Here is a 14,668-nt window from a genome sequence, read left to right on the forward strand (position 1 = left end):
TTGTCACTTGGCGGGCGCGACCAGCTACGATATTGACATCGCGCACCGCGCGCGCCACCTCAGTCGCGAATGTCTCGAGATAAAAGGCCGTCCATGTCCGGCTACTTTTCTTCCCCCTTTCCCCGTCGCAAGTCGGTTGCCGTCGATGTCGGCGGCGTGAGCGTCGGCGGCTCCGCACCCGTCGTGGTGCAGTCGATGACCAACACCGACACCGCCGACATCGACAAGACGGTCGCCCAGGTGGCGGCGCTGCATCGCGCCGGATCGGAGATCGTGCGCATCACCGTCGATCGGGACGAGAGTGCGGCGGCCGTGCCGCACATCCGCGACCGCCTGGCGCGGGTCGGCATCAACGTGCCGCTCGTCGGCGATTTCCACTATATCGGCCACAAGCTTCTCGCCGATCATCCGGCCTGCGCCGAAGCGCTGGCCAAATACCGCATCAATCCGGGCAATGTCGGCTTCAAGGACAAGAAGGACAAGCAGTTCGCCGACATCGTCGAGATGGCGATCCGCCACGACAAGCCGGTGCGCATCGGCGTTAACTGGGGCTCGCTCGACCAGGAGCTGCTCACCCGGCTGATGGACCAGAACCAGGAGAACGGCTCGCCGCTCACCGCCAACCAGGTGATGCGCGAGGCGATCGTGCAGTCGGCGCTGCTCTCGGCCGATCTCGCCGAAGAGATCGGGCTTTCGCGCGACAAGATCATCCTGTCGGCCAAGGTCAGCCAGGTGCAGGACCTGATCGCGGTCTACACCATGCTCGCCACCCGCTCCGACCATGCCTTGCATCTCGGCCTCACCGAGGCAGGCATGGGCTCCAAGGGCATCGTTGCCTCCTCGGCGGCCATGGGCATCCTCCTGCAGCAGGGCATCGGCGACACCATCCGCATCTCGCTGACACCGGAGCCCAACGGCGACCGCACCCGCGAGGTGCAGGTGGCGCAGGAACTGCTCCAGACCATGGGCTTCCGCCAGTTCGTGCCGATCGTGGCGGCCTGCCCCGGCTGCGGGCGGACGACGTCGACCGTGTTCCAGGAACTGGCCCAGACCATCCAGGAAGACCTGCGCAAGAACATGCCGGTGTGGCGCGAGAAATATCCGGGCGTGGAAGAGCTGAAGGTCGCGGTCATGGGCTGCATCGTCAACGGCCCCGGCGAATCCAAGCATGCCGACATCGGCATCTCGCTGCCCGGTACCGGCGAAACGCCGTCGGCGCCGGTCTTCATCGACGGCAAGAAGGCTGCCACCCTGCGCGGCCCCTCGATCGCCGCCGATTTCGAGAAGATGGTCGCCGACTACATCGACCAGCGCTTCGGGCGCGGCGGCAGGGCCGCAGCCGAATAGCAATGCGGCGCCTGGCTGGGGCAGGGCTGGCTTGCCTCGTCACGCTGGCGCTTGCTGCGCCAGCACTCGCCGATCCGCCGCGCTCCCGCAAGCGGGATCATGTCGCCCGCGTCTGCGACCTGATCGATACCCACGCCCGGCGCCAAGGCCTGCCGAGCGAGTTCTTCGCCCGACTGATCTGGAAGGAGAGCCGCTTCGACCCCGGTGCGGTCAGCCCGGCGGGCGCCGAGGGCATCGCCCAGTTCATGCCCGGCACCGCGGCCATGCGCGGTCTGGCCGACCCCTTCGACATCGAGCAGGCCATCCCCGCGTCGGCCCGCTATCTGGGCGAACTCAAGGCCGGCTTCGGCAATCTCGGCCTGGCGGCGGCAGCCTACAATGCCGGCGAGAACCGCGTCGCGCGCTGGCTTTCCTCCGGCGGTTTCCTGCCGCTCGAGACCGAGGACTACGTGCTCGACATCATGGGCGAGCCCGCCGACAATTTTTCCGACCGGGCCCATGCCGGCATCAACCGGCCGCTCGATCCGAAGGCACCCTTCATGGATGCCTGCCGCAACCTGCCGGTCATCATGGCGGCGACCGTCGCCATGGCCAGCGTGCATGTGAAGCCCTGGGGCATCCAGGTCGCCGGCAATTTCCGCCGCGCCGCGGCGATCAAGCAATGGCAGCGGCTCAAGGGGCGATTCCCGGCGCTGGCCGACTACGACCCCGTGGTCAGCCGCGTCCGCACGCCGATGGGCCGGCGCGGGGTCTATGCGGTGAGGATCGGCGCCGACGATCGCGGCGAGGCGGGCGACATCTGCCGGAAGCTGCGCGGCAGCGGCGGTTCCTGCATCGTCGTCAGGAACCGCTGAGCCCGCTCATGCCACCGCGGCCTGCCGGATTTTCCCCTCCGTGAGCAGGCGATAGAGGCTTTCGGCATCGGCTGCCTTGCGCAGCCCTGCGACAGCTTCACCGTCGCGCAGCAGGCGAGCGATCCTTGCCAGCACGTTGAGATGTTCCTGGGGCGAGGCCTCGGGCATCAGCAGCAGCACGACCAGGTCGACGGCCTGGCCGTCGATCGCCTCGAACGGGCAGGGCGCGTCCAGCCGGGCGAACAGTCCGAACGGCCGCTTGAGCCCGCGCATCTTGGCATGCGGAATGGCGACGCCGAGGCCGAGCCCGGTCGAGCCCAGCTTCTCGCGCGCCGACAGTACCGAGACGATCTCGCCGGCCTGAATGCCGACGCGCCGAGAGGCAAGCACGGCGAGATCCTTGAGCAGCCGCGTCTTGCCTTCCGGTCTAAGGTCGAGGACCACGTCCTCGACCGAGATCACGTCGCAAATATCCATGGTCAGGTGGACAGCATGCTGGCGAGCGCCAGTCCGCCGAGCAGCACGCCGGTGACGAAGAAGAGCCGCGTGAACATGAATGGCTCGGTCTGGGCTATCGGCGCGTGGTCGTTCGCCGGTTTTCTGGCGGGACGGGTGGTCGTTTCGGGCATGTCGGCACCGGCCATCCGGTGCGGCAGATGAGTGCGCAGCATCGCAGTCTTCCTTTGCTATGCGCCGGGCGGCCGTGCCGCATCCAGTCGCTCCGGGAAGCTAGAAGCGAGCGCATCAGGATTCGAGACAGGCCGGACGGCAAAGAAATAAGGAAGTCATATGTGCTGCCACACCGGCGAGGGTGGGGCAGGCAGGCTGCCGTTGCCGGGTTCCGGTCCCCGGCCTGTCAGGCGGAGCGGACCAGTTCGGCGCTCTCGCTCAGCCAGGTGCCGATCTTCGCGCCCAGCTTGTCCGGGGACACGGGCTTGGGCAGGTAGTCGTCCATGCCGGCGTCGAGGCATTTCTCCCTGTCGCCCTTGAGCGCATGGGCGGTGACGCCGATGATCGGCGTGCGCGTGCCGCCGGCTGATTCCTCGGTGCGGATGGCGCGTGTCGCCTCGTAGCCGTTCATCTCGGGCATCGAGACGTCCATCAGGATCAGTTTCGGCCTGAACGTGCGGTACATCTCGACCGCCGTGCGGCCGTTGCCGGCGATGCGATGGCTGAGGCCGAGCCCGGAAAGGATCTGACCGAAGACCAGTTGGTTGACCTCGTTGTCCTCGGCCACCAGCACGTCGAGCGTGCCGCCCTGCAGCGGGGCCACCGCGGGTGGGGCGAGCGGCGGCTGCACCGGCCCGCGGATGACGGTGAAGGCCGGCTGCGGTTCCTGCCTGGCGGGTTCGCGCCGGAACAACGTCCGCCCGGTCCGTGCGCGTGCCTTCTGGACGGCGGCGATGACAGTGCCGAGCAGCACGGCCGAGCGCGCCGGCTTGGTGAGGTGGGCGGCGATGCCGAAATCGAGCACCATTCGGCTGAAGTCGACCTGGTCGACCGAAGTCAGAAGCACGACGGGGATCGAAGAAGTCCTGCTGTCGGAGGCGATCGCCTTGGCCACGTCGGCACCGTTCATGCCCGGCATCTGGTAGTCGAGGATGATGCAGTCGACGCTGGCGCCGAGCTGGGCCGCCCTGTCGAGGAAGGCCAGCCCCATGGCGCCGCTTTCGGCGGCCGCACAGTCGAAGCTCCAGCTTCTGAGCTGCTCGAGCAGGATCTCGCGATTGACCGGATTGTCGTCGATGACCAGCACGCGTGCGCCGGTGACGTCGACCGGCACGCCGTCGCCGCTGTCCTGCGCCGCATGGGCGGGCAGCACGGCGGTGAACCAGAACGCCGATCCCTTGCCGAGTTCGCTCTCGACGCCGATATGGCCGCCCATCAGGTCCACCAGGCGGGCCGCGATCGCGAGTCCCAGGCCGGTGCCCTCATGGCGCCTGGTCGAGCTGCCGTCGACCTGGGCGAACTTCTCGAACACGCTTTGCAGCTTGTCGGCGGGGATGCCGATGCCGGTGTCCTCGACGCGGACCTTGAGCACGACCGTGTCGGCCACCAGCTCGCCCGAGACGTCGACCAGGACATGGCCGCGCTCGGTGAACTTGACCGCGTTTCCCACCATGTTGGTGACGATCTGGCGGAAGCGGCCGGCGTCGCCGACGACGTGGGTCGGCAGCCGCGGGTCGATGCGGACGATCAGCTCCAGGTTCTTTTCGGCGACGCGCGCCGACATCAGCGTGGCCACGTCCTCGACCGCCTCGCCGATATGGAACGGGGCGACGTCGAGCGTCAGCTGCCCGGCATTGATCTTCGAGAAGTCGAGCACGTCGTTGATGATGGTCAGAAGCGCGTTGCCCGACTTGACGATGACGTCGGTGAAGGTCCTCTGGCGCGGCGTAAGCTCGGTCCGGGCCAGAAGCTCCGCCATGCCGAGCACGCCGTTCATCGGGGTGCGGATCTCGTGGCTCATATTGGCGAGGAATTCCGACTTGGCGCGGTCGGCGGCTTCGGCCTTGGCCAGCGATGCCGCGCTTTCGGCGAAGGCGCGGCGAATGGCGTGCTCCATCGGCCGGAATATCCAGACGGCAACGCCGCCGATCACCAGCATCATCAGGGCGCTCGCCGTCATCAGCAGCTTGTCGCTGCGGGCTTCGGCCGTGCGACGTTCCGCTTCCATCGCGCCGCGCGCCCGCACCAGCATGGGCTGGGCGAAAAGGTCGTTCTGGTTGCGGATCTCGCGATAGCTCCATTCGTCCGAGCTTTGGGCGGCGGCCAGCGCGCCCAGATTGCGTACGATGTCGCGCGCCGACCAGAACAGGTCGCCGTTGACAGATGCGCTGTCGAGTTCGGTCAGGGATTTTTTCGACAGGCTGGGGCGCACCCTCAGGATCGCGCCGGTCAGGGACTCGATACCGGAATTCAGCCGTGCCGCATGGTTGCGTGCCGCGCTTGCCAGCGAGTCACGCGTGTCGGCGCGCCAGGCAGTCGTGGTCGTCTCGGCAAAGGCCGTCGCGTTGCGCAGTTCGCGCGAAAAGGCCAGCAGGTCAGCGGCAATGGTGTCGACCTCGCGGCGGAAGGCATTGCCCTGGCTGAAGGCGTACATGACGGCGGCGGATGTGAGGGCGAAGATCAGAAGGCCAGTAAGATATCTGATCCGTACGGAGCGGATGAATAGTTCCGGCATGCGCGACCCCTGACACATACGCACATTTTTTATGGGTCGGAATAAACAATATTAACATTAAGAGTTTCTGACCCGCGCGGCGCACCCGCGAAGGTTGTCCAGGCGGACGGAAATGTTTCAACTGTTGCGGTCGGCGACGAAACTTGCGGCCGCCTTGAGCATCGCCGCGCGTTCGCCGAACGGCTCGAGCAGGGCGTGCGCCTGCGCCACCAGCCCCGCCAACTGGGCGCGCGCCCAGTCGGCGCCGTGAAGGGCAACCAGCGTCGCCTTGCCGGCGGCGGCGTCCTTGTTGGTTGCCTTTCCCATCGTGCCGGCATCGGCGGTGAGGTCGAGCAGGTCGTCGGCCAGCTGGAAGGCGAGGCCGACAGCCGAGCCGAACTCCGCCAGGCGTTCGCGCTCGCCGGCCGGCGCCCCGGCGATCACCGCGCCGGCCTCGCAGGCGAAGCGGATCAGCGCGCCGGTCTTCATGGCCTGCAGGCGGATGATGCCTGCCTCGTCGGGCTTGTTGCGCTCGGCGTCGAGGTCGAGCGCCTGGCCGCCCACCATGCCGCCCGGTCCGGCGGCGCGGGCGAGCGCCAGCACCAGCGCCGCGCGGCGCTGCGGCGGAAGCTGCGTCGCCTCGTCGGCGACGATGTCGAAGGCATAGGTCAGGAGGCCGTCCCCGGCGAGAATGGCCGTCGCCTCGTCGAAGGCCCTGTGGACGGTCGGCTGGCCGCGGCGGACATCGTCGTCGTCCATGGCGGGCAGGTCGTCATGGATCAGCGAGTAGCAGTGCACGCATTCGAGCGCGGTGGCGACGCGCATCGCCGCATCGCCGTCGGCATCGAAGAGTGCCGCACTTTCGAGCACCAGGAACGGGCGCAGCCGCTTGCCGCCGTTGAGCGCGCCGTGGCGCATCGCCGCCATCAGGTGCTCGGGCCGGTCGATCTCTCCCGGCAGGAGGCGTTCGCCCAGAATCTGGCGGAGCATCCCTTCCACGGCGTCGGCACGCTCGCGAAGCGCGGTTTCGAACATGAGATTGGCGTCTATCGTCATGGCGGCGAGCGGTAGCGGACAGTCTGGCGTTGCGCAAGAAGCCAAGCGCCTTTATGCCGAAAGGGCTGACAGGCAGGGGCGGGCGGATTGGCGGAACCGATCACAGAGCCGGAAACCGAAGGACTGGAGATGGGAGCACGACGCGGGTTCTTCGCGCGTGGAGGCCTGCGTCGCCTGGTGCGGCTGGGCGCGCTGGCGGTTGCCGTGATGGCGGCGCTGCCCGTCGTCCTGACGGTCCTCTATTTGCCGCCATTCGTGCGTCCCATCTCGACACTGATGATCAAGGATCTCGTCACCCTGCAGGGATACGACCGGCAATGGGTGCCGCTCGACGACATCGCCCCGGTGCTGGCCCATTCGGTCATCATGTCGGAGGACGGCCAGTTTTGCGCACATCGCGGCGTGGACCTCGGCGAACTCAGGGGCGTCATCAGCGACGCGCTCGAAGGCGAGGCGACCCGCGGCGCTTCGACGATCCCCATGCAGACCGTGAAGAACCTGTACCTGTGGAACGGCCGCTCGTTCCTGAGGAAGGTGGTCGAACTGCCGCTGGCGATCTACTTCGACGCGCTGATGCCGAAGCGCCGGATCATGGAAATCTACCTCAACATCGCCGAGTGGGGGCCCAACATCTACGGGGTCGAGGCCGCGTCCCAGTATTATTTCGGCCGTTCGGCGAAGGAACTCACCCGCCGCCAGGCCGCCCTGCTCGCCGTGACGCTGCCCAACCCCGCGGCACGCAACCCGGCCAGGCCGGGGGGCGGCCTCAGGCGGCTCGCCTCGGTCATCGAACGCCGTGCCGCCCGCGCCGGCGCCTATGTGCAGTGCCTGGACTGAGGCGCATGTGCGCCGGCTGAAAAAAGAGTCGGTTCGGGCTGGTCAAGCTGGCTTCCGCCGTGTATAGGCTCGCCGACTTTCTCATATTCCGGCCTTGGATGCGGCCCTTTCACGAGGGCGGACAGGGTCACTTGACCGATTAGTGGAGTGTATCCATGGCTGTTCCGAAACGAAAAACCTCCCCGTCCAAGCGCGGCATGCGCCGCTCGGCCGACGCCCTGAAGGCCCCGACTTATGTCGAGGACAAGAACTCGGGCGAAATGCGCCGTCCGCACCACATCGACCTGAAGACCGGCATGTATCGCGGCCGCCAGGTTCTGACGCCGAAGGAAAGCTGAGACCAGCTTTTCCGCGTCGAGCGCAATTGCGAAAGGACCGGCACGCGCCGGTCCTTTCTTTATGCGTGCCGATTGCATGCGGGGGGCGACGAAAGCGCTTGACCTCGGGGCGAACCGGGATTCTACAGGATGCCGGCGCAACGCGGAGACCTTGCAGCAATGCTCGCTGGCATCCCCCTCCTGATCATTCCGTTCATCCTGTTCAATGCCGGGCTCGCCGGGCTGTTCGGTACGGGCCCCGCCGGCGATCCCTGGGCGACGGAGATATTGTCGCTGGGCATGATGTCGGGCGGCGTCTTCGGGCTGACGCTCGGCGACCTTTTGATCGTCATCGCGCTGCTTCTGTTCTTCGTGGAAATCGTCAAGGCGACGCGCACGTCGAATGCGTCGGTGGTCGACCATCTCCTGTCGACCTTCGTCTTCGTCGCCTTCCTGGTCGAGTTCCTGCTGGTGCGCGGAGCCGCGCACTCGGTCTTCTTCGTGCTGATGGTGATTTCGCTGCTCGACGTCCTGGCCGGCTTCTCGGTCTCGCTCCGTTCGGCCAGCCGGGACGTTACCTTCGGCCGCGATTGAAGCGCCGTGCGCTCGTGGCGCGCGCGAAGGCCCCCCTTTCGACGCTAGACTTTGGCGACGAAGCCGGCGGCCTCGATGCCGGCCATGGCGGCAAGCTCGTCATTGTCCGACGTGTCGCCCGAGATGCCGACCGCACCGAGCACATTGCCGTCACGGTCGCGGATCAGCACGCCGCCCGGCACCGGTACGATCTTGCCCCCGGATACCGCCGACAGACCCTGGAAGAAATGCGGCCGCTCGACCGCCGCAGCGCCGAGTGCGCGCGAACTCGAGCCGACGGCCAGGGCGCCATAGGCCTTGCCGGATGCGACTTCGGCACGGATGAAGGGTGAGCCGTCCTGCCGCTGGAAGGCGAGCAGATGGCCGCCGGCGTCGAGAACGGCGACGCCCAGCGGCTTGAAGCCCTTCTGGGCGCCCAATTCGAGCGCGGTGGCGATGATGGCGTTGGCCTTGGCCAGCGTCAGTTCGGTCATGGCGGGTTCCTCCTGATTTGCCCGCCCCAGCAAACACGCTCTGCAGCCCCAGGAAAACCCTGCGTCAGGTTGAATATCTCTCGCCTAAAAGGGTAGGGCGGGGACGGGTACTCCGGGACCAACCGAGTTGCGACGTAAGCCCGACGAGGCCCCGTCGCCTCCGGCAGCACCCCGGCCCTGCTTCCTTCGCAATGACTGGAGAATGCGATCCGCCCGAAGGGCGGGCCGGCTGCTCATCCCATCGAATCGATCTTCCGCTGCATCGCGGCGATCTGCTCCTTGAGCTCTTTCAGCTCGTCCGATTTCTCCGGCGCTTCCTTCTTGGCGGGTTCGGCGGCAGTGCCGCCGGCCGGGGGGGGCGGGAAGGGCGTGAACATGCGCATCGCGTTCTGGAACAGCTCCATGTTGCGGCGCGTCTGCTCTTCCAGCGCCTTCATCATGGGCGGCGCCTTCATCATGTCCATGGGCGACTTGCCGAAGGTCTGCTTCATCTGCTCGCGGAAGCGTTCCTGCTCCTTTGCGAAGGCGATCATCGACTGCTCGAGAAAGCTCGGCACCACCATCTGCATCTGGTCGCCATAGAAGGAGATCAGCTGCCGCAGGAACGGGATCGGCAGCATGTTCTGCCCATCCTTGTTCTCCAGCTCGAAGATGATCTGGGTGAGCACCGGATGGGTTATGTCCTCGCCGGTCTTGGCATCCTGCACGGTGAATTCCTCGCCCTTCTTGACCATTTCGGCCAAGTCTTCGAGCGTCACGTAAGTGCTCGTGCCGGTATTGTAGAGACGCCGGTTGGCGTATTTCTTGATAACGACCGGCTCGCCTTTGGCAGGCATCAGCATCCTCCCCCGGAAGACCGGAATGCCATGTAAGCAGCCGGTAACATTTTCGCCTGGGTGTCAGGATAAGCGCAAAGCGCCGGCAATTCCAAGCGCTTTGTGCAGTGCAAGAACGCGAGCGGCGCCAATGCCGGCAAAAATTGCTGCGCAGCATTGCTGCACCGCAAGCGCAGCATCCGCCTCGCGCCGCCTTTTTCCGGTTTGACTCGGGTCCTGGAACGGGCAAGAAAAGTCGGGAGAGCAATGTCTTCCACGCTCACAAGCCTATTCGATTCACGAAGTCTGGAGAGAACCATGTCCGCCTCGTCCTCCATCGTCGTCGCCAGCGCGGCCCGCACCGCGGTCGGCTCGTTCAATGGCGCCTTTGCCAATACGCCGGCCCACGAGCTCGGTGCCATCGCCGTCAAGGAGGCCCTGGCGCGCGCGGGCGTCGATCCCAAGGAGGTCGACGAGGTGATCCTCGGTCAGATCCTGACGGCAGGTGCCGGCCAGAACCCGGCCCGCCAGGCGGCCATGGCCGCCGGCATCCCGCAGGAAGCCACCGCCTGGGGCCTCAACCAGCTCTGCGGTTCGGGCCTGCGCACCATCGCCATCGGCATGCAGCAGATCGCCATGGGCGACGCCAAGGTCATCGTCGCCGGCGGCCAGGAATCGATGTCGATGGCGCCGCACTGCCAGCATCTGCGCGGCGGCGTCAAGATGGGCGACTTCAAGATGATCGACACGATGATCAAGGACGGCCTGACCGACGCCTTCTACGGCTATCACATGGGCAACACGGCCGAGAACGTCGCCCGCCAGTGGCAGCTGACCCGCGAAGAGCAGGACAGGTTCGCCGTCGCCTCGCAGAACAAGGCCGAAGCCGCCCAGGTCGCCGGCAAGTTCAAGGACGAGATCGTGCCCGTCACCATCAAGGGCAAGAAGGGCGACACCATCGTCGACCAGGACGAATATATCCGCCATGGCGCCACGCTCGATTCGGTGGCCAAGCTACGGCCGGCCTTCGACAAGGAGGGCACCGTCACCGCCGGCAACGCCTCGGGTATCAATGACGGTGCTGCCGCCGTCGTGCTGATGACCGAAGCCGAGGCGGCCCGTCGCGGCATCACGCCGCTGGTCCGTATCGTCTCGTGGGCGACCGCCGGCGTCGACCCGCAGATCATGGGCACGGGCCCGATCCCGGCCTCGCGCAGGGCGCTGGAAAAGGCCGGCTGGTCGGTCGCCGACCTCGACCTGGTCGAGGCCAACGAGGCCTTCGCGGCGCAGGCCTGCGCGGTCAACAAGGACATGGGCTGGGATCCGTCGATCGTGAACGTCAACGGCGGCGCCATCGCCATCGGCCACCCGGTCGGCGCCTCGGGCGCCCGCATCTTCAACACGCTGGTCTACGAGATGCGCCGCCGCAGCGCGCGGAAGGGTCTCGCGACCCTCTGCATAGGCGGCGGCATGGGCGTCGCGATGTGTGTCGAGGCGATGTAAATCAGAGATGCGAGAGGGCGGCCAAAGTGCCGCCCTCTTCGTCTTCAAGTGCCCGTCACAAGGGCAAGTCATCCAAGCAGCAGAAAGGGGAAACGCATGGGTAAGGTCGCACTCGTCACCGGCGGATCGCGCGGCATAGGTGCCGCGATTTCGATCGCGCTGAAAAACGCGGGCTACTCGGTCGCTGCCAACTATGCCGGCAACGACGAGGCCGCGCAGAAGTTCAAGGCGGAGACCGGTATTCCGGTCTACAAGTGGTCGGTTGCCGACTACGACGCGTGCGAGGCCGGCATCAGGCAGGTGGAGGCCGATCTCGGCCCGGTCTCGGTGCTGGTCAACAATGCCGGCATCACGCGCGACTCGATGTTCCACAAGATGACGCGCGAGCAGTGGCGCGAGGTGATCGACACCAACCTGCACGGCGTCTTCAACATGACCCATCCGCTGTGGAGCGGCATGCGCGACCGCAAGTTCGGCCGCGTCATCACCATCTCCTCGATCAACGGCCAGAAGGGCCAGGCCGGCCAGGCCAACTATTCGGCCTCGAAGGCGGGCGACATCGGCTTCACCAAGGCGCTGGCGCAGGAAGGCGCGCGCGCCGGCATCACCGTCAACGTGATCTGCCCAGGCTACATCGCCACCGAAATGGTGATGGCGGTTCCCGAGAAGGTGCGCGAATCGATCATCGCCCAGATCCCGGTCGGCCGCCTCGGCGAACCCGAGGAGATCGCGCGCTGCGTGGTGTTCCTGGCCTCCGACGAGTCGGGCTTCGTCACCGGCGCGACCCTGACCGCCAATGGCGGGCAGTATTTCGTCTGATTGCCCGGTCAGAGCTTGCGAAATAAGTGAAACGGCGCCGTGAGGCGCCGTTTTGCATCGCAGCAGGTGTCGAACAAAATTTTAAGCTTGCCGCAAGTTCTGCGCTATAGCTGGTGGAATTGGACGATATTCGATTCAAGTGACGCTTTGGGGGGAGTTCCAGGCGGCAGGTGGGCTTCACGGGGAGGGGCAGGCGGAGAAGCCGTGCGGCCCGTGAAATACAGGTCGGGCACGTGTGCGGTCGGGGTGAGGGCGGCGCCATTCGCAATGGTGCACGACGGATGCCCGGCAACGTGTGGAAAGGCTTGGCCCTCGCGCCGCTACTGGCTAGGCTCCATCTGAGCTGTCCAAAGGAGCCTGCATGCCTGCCCGCTACCTATCCCCGGCCATCAGCGATCAGGATGCATTGGCCCTGGTCGTGGTTCCTTTGGTTGGAGCGGAAGCCACCATCTACAACGACTTGTGGAATGCGGTGATCAACCAATCGCTGCGGCCGGGCGACAAGCTCGAAGAAGTCGCCATGAGCGAGATCTACGGCGTCAGCCGCACCGTCATTCGCAAAGTCCTGGTCATCATGGAACAGGAAGGTGCCGTTTCGCTTCCCCTGAACCGTGGTGCCTATGTCGCCCTGCCGTCGCCTCGCGATGCACTTGAGCTGTGCGAAGCGGTGGGCTCGACGTGCACCTACATCGTCGGCAAGCTGGCAGACCAGCCGCAGATCATCACCACCGAGCAGCGAGGGAAACTGGCGCTGCATGTCCAGGCCGAAACGGAGGCCGCAGAGCTTCACACCATCCGGCGCCTGCACATGGAGCACGCCATACTGCTCGCCCTGATCTACGGCAATCTGGTGCTGGCAACGCAACTCGAGCGCGCGGCGTCGCGGCTCGCGCTGGCGCTGTCCGCCTACCAGGGGGTGACGGGCAACATCTCGACCGTGCAATATACCGCTGCCCTCAACCAGATGATCTTCGACGGCAGGAAGGAAGAAGCCCTGCTGACCGTCAATGCCGCCATCGAGCGGGCGCGAAAGTCGATGCGCTTCGCCGTGGCCACGGGCAGCGTCGACCTCAAGGCCATTCTCGGCCGAGGCTGAATTCGGCCTGTTCATCCGGCCAATCCATCCGCAAATACGGGCAACCGTCATCTGGCGTCCCAGCCCAGTGCGCGAGGGCAGCGGCCCTCGACGCGTGATGCCGCGTGATTGATCTGAGATGGTCTTGAAACAGTCGTCGCGGCTGGCGACGTTTGACGCGGTGTGCCGGCCGCGTTGCGGTCGCTCGCTGCCGCTGAATCCTCTTCTTGTCATGATCCCTGTGGCTCTTGATGCAGGCTCATTGAGCCAGAAACGAGAGTTGGCGCATAGGGGAGCTCCGTGAGCGCGGAAGAATCCATGCCGCCCTCAATGCATATTGGCAGGGAAGTCAATCTACATTGAGGGAAACATGACTGGATGTCAGACCAAAAATCGGTCGTCTTGATCAGGAACATTTTTGCCGCGCGAAGTCACCTCACAAAAAAGTTATGCCAAAACATGTTGTTAGAAAGTCCTATTCGTGACTGTCGCACAAAGTTGGCTCAGCGACTCAAAATTGTGACATTTTTGGCACGGGTCTCGATCAAGTGGGATGAGGCGGCCAATCTGAATGCGATTTCTGCATTGATTGACGTCTCTTCATGAGGCATTGGCGATTTAGAAATTAATACATTTCGATGTATTTTTTTCCGGCATCAGATTTCTGATGGCGAAAATCTAAACGGCCTGGCGCCGCGCATCACATGAGGAATTGAAAATGAACATTAAGAGCCTTCTTCTCGGCTCCGCTGCGGCCCTGGTCGCCGTCTCCGGCGCTCGTGCAGCGGACGCTGTCGTCGTCGCTGACCCGGAGCCCGCTGAATATGTCCGCGTCTGCGACGTCTACGGCGCCGGCTTCTTCTACATCCCCGGCACCGAGACCTGCCTGAAGGTCGGCGGCCTCGTTCGCTACGAGATCGGCTTCACCGATCTGGACGACGGCTGGAACAAGGTTGCCAAGGCTCGTCTGCAGTTCGACGCCCGTTCGGAAACCGAGTACGGCACGTTCCGTCGCTATATCGAATTCGAAGCCCGCGCCGGCGGCGGCGGTTTCGATGAAGACGGCGTCTTCCACAACCCGGACGAGAGCGGCACCTCGCTGCGTCACGCCTTCTTCGAACTCGGCGGCCTGCTCGTCGGTCACACCGACACGCTGTTCGACGGCGACCTGTCGGGTGAGTTCGACAACGGCGGCGGTGAGCGTATCAACCAGATCCGCTACACCTACGATGCCGGCAATGGCGTTGCCGTCTCGCTCAGCCTGGAAGAAGAGTCGGAGAACTACGACTACGTTCCGCTCGTCGTCGGTAAGGTGTCGATTGCTCAGGGCTGGGGCTCGGTCGCCCTGTTCGCCGGCTATGACAACGCCTTCGAAGAGTTCGCCCTCAAGGGTATGGCCACCATCAAGGCGACCGACGCACTCTCCGTCGAGATGCTTGCGTTCTACGAATCCGGCCCGACCTACTGGAGCGTCAGCGGCCTTCCGGGCATCCTGCCCGAGATCGAGGGCACGCCTTACTTCGGCTACGAATGGTCGGTTGCTGCTTACCTGAAGTACCAGGTCAACCAGAAGCTGGCCCTCGGCTTCGGCGGTCAGTACTTCGGCAACGCGCATTCGTGGACTGCCGTCGACGGCGACAAGGCCAACGACTGGGCCATCGGTGCGGTTGTCGACTACAACATCGTCGAGAACCTCGATGCCAAGCTCGCCATCAACTACAATGACGGCGACACCTTCGAGGCCCTCAACAACGGCGACGGCGTGTTCAGCGGCTTCCTGCGTCTCGACGCAGCGTTCTAATCGAAGCTGGCGAA

The 14,668-nt window shown here is 65.2% G+C and carries 15 protein-coding genes; 9 read left to right on the plus strand and 6 right to left on the minus strand.

Annotated features, from left to right (window positions below):
* Window positions 1–93 precede the first annotated feature (93 nt).
* Together ispG and J2X50_RS09240 are read left to right on the plus strand one after the other, a co-directional pair.
* Window positions 94–1,347: a flavodoxin-dependent (E)-4-hydroxy-3-methylbut-2-enyl-diphosphate synthase gene (gene ispG, locus J2X50_RS09235; protein WP_429094157.1), complete on the plus strand. Its 1,254-nt coding sequence runs from the start codon at window positions 94–96 to the stop codon at window positions 1,345–1,347.
* Window positions 1,348–1,349: 2 nt separating this feature from the next.
* Complete coding sequence (locus J2X50_RS09240; RefSeq protein WP_429094159.1) at window positions 1,350–2,201, plus strand: lytic transglycosylase domain-containing protein; 852 nt, start codon at window positions 1,350–1,352, stop codon at window positions 2,199–2,201.
* Window positions 2,202–2,207: 6 nt separating this feature from the next.
* On the opposite strand, the gene J2X50_RS09245 is transcribed toward J2X50_RS09240, so the two are convergent.
* The 4 genes from J2X50_RS09245 to J2X50_RS09260 form a co-directional block, all read right to left on the minus strand.
* The gene (locus J2X50_RS09245; protein WP_429094161.1) at window positions 2,208–2,678 is read right to left on the minus strand and encodes a PTS sugar transporter subunit IIA; all 471 of its coding nucleotides are present in this window, start codon (window positions 2,676–2,678) and stop codon (window positions 2,208–2,210) included.
* Between the two features lie 2 nt (window positions 2,679–2,680).
* Entirely contained in the window at window positions 2,681–2,872 is a 192-nt protein-coding gene (locus tag J2X50_RS09250; protein ID WP_429094163.1) for a hypothetical protein, read from the minus strand.
* Window positions 2,873–3,057: 185 nt separating this feature from the next.
* Window positions 3,058–5,385: a response regulator gene (locus J2X50_RS09255; protein WP_429094165.1), complete on the minus strand. Its 2,328-nt coding sequence runs from the start codon at window positions 5,383–5,385 to the stop codon at window positions 3,058–3,060.
* Between the two features lie 117 nt (window positions 5,386–5,502).
* Complete coding sequence (locus J2X50_RS09260; RefSeq protein WP_429094167.1) at window positions 5,503–6,420, minus strand: polyprenyl synthetase family protein; 918 nt, start codon at window positions 6,418–6,420, stop codon at window positions 5,503–5,505.
* Between the two features lie 129 nt (window positions 6,421–6,549).
* On the opposite strand from J2X50_RS09260, the gene mtgA reads away from it, so the two are divergent.
* From mtgA to J2X50_RS09275, 3 genes are all read left to right on the plus strand, one after another.
* A complete protein-coding gene (gene mtgA / locus J2X50_RS09265) occupies window positions 6,550–7,257 on the plus strand; it encodes a monofunctional biosynthetic peptidoglycan transglycosylase (protein ID WP_429094169.1) in 708 nt (235 codons plus the stop codon).
* Window positions 7,258–7,412: 155 nt separating this feature from the next.
* Window positions 7,413–7,595: a 50S ribosomal protein L32 gene (rpmF, locus tag J2X50_RS09270; RefSeq protein ID WP_008834724.1), complete on the plus strand. Its 183-nt coding sequence runs from the start codon at window positions 7,413–7,415 to the stop codon at window positions 7,593–7,595.
* 159 nt (window positions 7,596–7,754) lie between these two features.
* Complete coding sequence (locus J2X50_RS09275) at window positions 7,755–8,168, plus strand: hypothetical protein (protein ID WP_347966408.1); 414 nt, start codon at window positions 7,755–7,757, stop codon at window positions 8,166–8,168.
* Window positions 8,169–8,212: 44 nt separating this feature from the next.
* Here J2X50_RS09275 and J2X50_RS09280 read toward each other — a convergent pair whose 3' ends face one another.
* Both J2X50_RS09280 and phaR read right to left on the minus strand, forming a co-directional pair.
* Window positions 8,213–8,641 carry a GlcG/HbpS family heme-binding protein gene (locus J2X50_RS09280; RefSeq protein ID WP_429094176.1) on the minus strand — a complete coding sequence of 143 codons (429 nt, stop codon included), beginning with the start codon at window positions 8,639–8,641 and terminating at the stop codon, window positions 8,213–8,215.
* 233 nt (window positions 8,642–8,874) lie between these two features.
* Entirely contained in the window at window positions 8,875–9,477 is a 603-nt protein-coding gene (gene phaR, locus J2X50_RS09285) for a polyhydroxyalkanoate synthesis repressor PhaR (RefSeq protein ID WP_429094178.1), read from the minus strand.
* 297 nt (window positions 9,478–9,774) lie between these two features.
* Between phaR and J2X50_RS09290 the strand changes: the two genes are divergently transcribed.
* The 4 genes from J2X50_RS09290 to J2X50_RS09305 all read left to right on the plus strand — a co-directional run bounded on the left by J2X50_RS09290 (window position 9,775) and on the right by J2X50_RS09305 (window position 14,654).
* Window positions 9,775–10,959, plus strand: a complete 1,185-nt coding sequence (locus tag J2X50_RS09290; protein ID WP_429094180.1) for an acetyl-CoA C-acetyltransferase — start codon at window positions 9,775–9,777, stop codon at window positions 10,957–10,959.
* A 96-nt stretch (window positions 10,960–11,055) separates the two neighbouring features.
* Entirely contained in the window at window positions 11,056–11,778 is a 723-nt protein-coding gene (locus tag J2X50_RS09295; protein WP_429094182.1) for a beta-ketoacyl-ACP reductase, read from the plus strand.
* 361 nt (window positions 11,779–12,139) lie between these two features.
* Entirely contained in the window at window positions 12,140–12,874 is a 735-nt protein-coding gene (locus J2X50_RS09300; protein WP_429094183.1) for a GntR family transcriptional regulator, read from the plus strand.
* Window positions 12,875–13,571: 697 nt separating this feature from the next.
* On the plus strand, window positions 13,572–14,654 hold the full coding sequence (locus J2X50_RS09305) for a porin (protein ID WP_429094185.1): 1,083 nt from the start codon (window positions 13,572–13,574) through the stop codon (window positions 14,652–14,654).
* Window positions 14,655–14,668 lie beyond the last annotated feature (14 nt).

The sequence above is a fragment of the Aminobacter sp. BE322 genome, from assembly GCF_050433525.1.
Lineage (GTDB): Bacteria > Pseudomonadota > Alphaproteobacteria > Rhizobiales > Rhizobiaceae > Aminobacter.

What these genes read in the sequence shown, in the direction of transcription:
- J2X50_RS09260 (WP_429094167.1), bottom strand. Translation starts at nt 6,420, where the DNA reads ATGACGATAGACGCCAATCTCATGTTCGAAACCGCGCTTCGCGAGCGT.
- J2X50_RS09240 (WP_429094159.1), top strand. Translation starts at nt 1,350, where the DNA reads ATGCGGCGCCTGGCTGGGGCAGGGCTGGCTTGCCTCGTCACGCTGGCG.
- ispG (WP_429094157.1), top strand. Translation starts at nt 94, where the DNA reads ATGTCCGGCTACTTTTCTTCCCCCTTTCCCCGTCGCAAGTCGGTTGCC.
- phaR (WP_429094178.1), bottom strand. Translation starts at nt 9,477, where the DNA reads ATGCCTGCCAAAGGCGAGCCGGTCGTTATCAAGAAATACGCCAACCGG.
- J2X50_RS09300 (WP_429094183.1), top strand. Translation starts at nt 12,140, where the DNA reads ATGCCTGCCCGCTACCTATCCCCGGCCATCAGCGATCAGGATGCATTG.
- J2X50_RS09295 (WP_429094182.1), top strand. Translation starts at nt 11,056, where the DNA reads ATGGGTAAGGTCGCACTCGTCACCGGCGGATCGCGCGGCATAGGTGCC.
- mtgA (WP_429094169.1), top strand. Translation starts at nt 6,550, where the DNA reads ATGGGAGCACGACGCGGGTTCTTCGCGCGTGGAGGCCTGCGTCGCCTG.
- J2X50_RS09245 (WP_429094161.1), bottom strand. Translation starts at nt 2,678, where the DNA reads ATGGATATTTGCGACGTGATCTCGGTCGAGGACGTGGTCCTCGACCTT.
- J2X50_RS09275 (WP_347966408.1), top strand. Translation starts at nt 7,755, where the DNA reads ATGCTCGCTGGCATCCCCCTCCTGATCATTCCGTTCATCCTGTTCAAT.
- J2X50_RS09280 (WP_429094176.1), bottom strand. Translation starts at nt 8,641, where the DNA reads ATGACCGAACTGACGCTGGCCAAGGCCAACGCCATCATCGCCACCGCG.
- J2X50_RS09290 (WP_429094180.1), top strand. Translation starts at nt 9,775, where the DNA reads ATGTCCGCCTCGTCCTCCATCGTCGTCGCCAGCGCGGCCCGCACCGCG.
- J2X50_RS09305 (WP_429094185.1), top strand. Translation starts at nt 13,572, where the DNA reads ATGAACATTAAGAGCCTTCTTCTCGGCTCCGCTGCGGCCCTGGTCGCC.
- J2X50_RS09250 (WP_429094163.1), bottom strand. Translation starts at nt 2,872, where the DNA reads ATGCTGCGCACTCATCTGCCGCACCGGATGGCCGGTGCCGACATGCCC.
- rpmF (WP_008834724.1), top strand. Translation starts at nt 7,413, where the DNA reads ATGGCTGTTCCGAAACGAAAAACCTCCCCGTCCAAGCGCGGCATGCGC.
- J2X50_RS09255 (WP_429094165.1), bottom strand. Translation starts at nt 5,385, where the DNA reads ATGCCGGAACTATTCATCCGCTCCGTACGGATCAGATATCTTACTGGC.